This is a genomic window from Paramuribaculum intestinale (assembly GCF_003024925.1).
GTDB lineage: Bacteria > Bacteroidota > Bacteroidia > Bacteroidales > Muribaculaceae > Paramuribaculum > Paramuribaculum intestinale.
In genome coordinates this window covers 1-2,358 of sequence record NZ_PUED01000275.1, presented here as the reverse complement: position 1 = coordinate 2,358, position 2,358 = coordinate 1, and the positions used below count along the sequence as shown (strand labels likewise).

Annotated in this window: 2 protein-coding genes; one reads left to right on the top strand and one right to left on the bottom strand. The window is 49.8% G+C overall.

Annotated elements, in window-relative coordinates:
• Positions 1-645: 645 nt before the first annotated feature.
• Positions 646-876 carry a hypothetical protein gene (locus tag C5O24_RS12660; protein WP_107036693.1) on the top strand — a complete coding sequence of 77 codons (231 nt, stop codon included), beginning with the start codon at positions 646-648 and terminating at the stop codon, positions 874-876.
• Positions 877-1,401: 525 nt separating this feature from the next.
• Here C5O24_RS12660 and C5O24_RS14540 read toward each other — a convergent pair.
• Positions 1,402-2,136: a S24 family peptidase gene (locus C5O24_RS14540; protein ID WP_237613088.1), complete on the bottom strand. Its 735-nt coding sequence runs from the start codon at positions 2,134-2,136 to the stop codon at positions 1,402-1,404.
• Positions 2,137-2,358: the final 222 nt, after the last annotated feature.

Genomic DNA, 2,358 nt, shown 5'->3' with positions numbered 1-2,358 from the left:
CTCGTCAGCCAACTGTTTTTAGGGATTACCTCATCGGGGTTCTCATTCCTCAGGTGTATGGCTTCCCGCAACAGTGTCTGCACATCTTTTGCCCAAGTCTGTTTCTTGTCTATATCATTGAGATATTTACGGGGGGAAAAACGATGCGTAGGTGGGAGGGATGAGCGGGGGTTGGGTGATTGGGCTAAGGGTCAGGGAGTTGGGCGCGGGCTTGTGGTGGGCGGTGGAAAAACGAAACGTTTTATAGGTGTAAAGGGATTTTGACAGACGGTTTGCACTTGAACGGTGTTCAAACGGTGGTTTTTACATTTCGGCGGCCTCAGGTCGCATTTTTTTTGCACCGGCGGGAAGTGTACGCGGCGCCGGCTCGATCAGGCGAGAATCCGCGCTCCTGCGGCGGCGTTTTTGCGACCGTCGACAAGCGGGACTCCGTCGCCCATCAGCGCGGGTGTGTCGGCCGCATGGGCGGCGTGGCGAGGTGGCAAAGCATCGGCAAACCAACAGAAACAACATATTAAAAACTACCATATAATTATTATTTGGAATATTTGAGTAACTTTGCGACATAAAACAGCGCCACGGCCGGCGGGTGACGGCGTAAGCCTCCGAAAGAGCCGGAGAGGTGGCGATAAAACAGCAGGAAATATGGCGAAAGTGATACACGTGCATCTGATCGGCAGGCGGCGGGATCTCTACTTTGGGAGCATTGCCGCCGTCTACAGCGTATTGACCCCGGAGGAGGTGGGAATGACCCGCAGCAGCCTCGCTCATGCCGGACTATCGGGCGGCGGTACGGTAGTGACTAAAACGGCCATAATCAAACAGTCAACGCTTATCAGAAACCGGAGCGACCTACCGGCCGCCGGCGACAATTGAGCCCAACAGAGAGCCTAAAAACGGCCTCATCGGCCGGCGGCAACAAATTACCCGAAAATATTCCACGAGGGAGCCAGTGCGGCTCCCTCTATTTGTTGCCCGATAGTCGACACAAAAGAGGTTTGGGTGGACATTTGGGTGGACGTTTGGATGGACATTATACCTATGTGTAAAGATAGGTTTGGATGGACATTGTTAAAAAGTTTGGGTGGACATTTTAACAGTTCACACCCCCTTGCAGGGGGGATGGGAACCCATGCTTTTTTTTGAAAGTACCCCAAAAATGCACCTTCACCCCCCCCGAAACTTGAAACGACCTATCAAAATTGGGGAAATGTTAAAACTGCTAATATACACTGAATTAGCAAGATAGCAAATTTTTGAAGTCGAAATGTTAAAGAACAGCCGCGCGGCGCGCTTTGGAAGTGTTTTTTGGTGCGCTGCGGGGCGCGCAGCGCGTGCGCGATACGTGCGCCGACGAGCAGCGGAAAGCGGTCGGAGTTGTCGTTACCATATAGGCGGTGATCATGACTGCAGCTGACGGGTAAAGCCTACGATCGAGGCCACATGGAGCACATCGGCGCGATCGACGAGAAATGACGGCCCATCCGGATTGATCGACCGACACATGATCTGATCACCTCCATAATACGGAATCTTAAAAACGACGCCATCGCGCGTATCTAATATGTGAGGCTCGCCCCACTTGATATTGGTCGGATTGTCAACAAACCGACAAGCGAGCTCATCGCCCGACAGATAGTCGGGAGCCATCGAATCGCCCTCAATTTTGATCGTAAAATCATAAGCCGGGAAGGTGGTGATCACCGGGAAGCGCTCACAGTCCGCGTCGCAGGCGGCATTGGTGGCTATCGACAGCGCACCCGCCGCAGCCGCAAACGGGATGCGTGGCCGCGTCGCTATATCTTGAGAGTAATAAAAGTCATTATTTATTTGCGTAACTCGGTCTTGTTCATTATCTTTGCTTTCGGAGATCAGGTTGTTAACCTGCGTTTTGCGTCGTGGATGCGCTTCGTTTTTCAGCATATCTCCTTTACCTGTCATCAACCATTCAGCTGATAGTTCAGGGTATGAGGTTAATATTTTAACCAGCATATCACTTCCAGGAGCAGAGGTTAAATTACTGCCCTTAAAGTTGCTTGATTGTATCCCAGTTCTTTCAAAGAAATCAACTTTTTTTATGCCGCTCACCTCTAAGAAGGCAAGAATTTTTTCCTTTATGGTTAAAGTTTTTGCCATTTTTGTTTTGTGGTTAAAATTTTATCCCTAACTTTGCAACGTCTTCCACGAAGGAAGGCGCTCCAAAGATACGAAAATTTGCAACAACACTCAAATGGATATTCTCAACAAATTGACCCCCTATGGATTATTTAAATTGACCCCCATTGATAACCTGTGATTTTTGGACAGTTTTTACAGGGGTTGACAATAGGGTCTGGGGGATTCTGATGGCGTGTTGAT

Coding starts and splice junctions, on each gene's coding strand:
- C5O24_RS12660 (WP_107036693.1), top strand. CDS start 646: ATGGCGAAAGTGATACACGTGCATCTGATCGGCAGGCGGCGGGATCTC.
- C5O24_RS14540 (WP_237613088.1), bottom strand. CDS start 2,136: ATGGCAAAAACTTTAACCATAAAGGAAAAAATTCTTGCCTTCTTAGAG.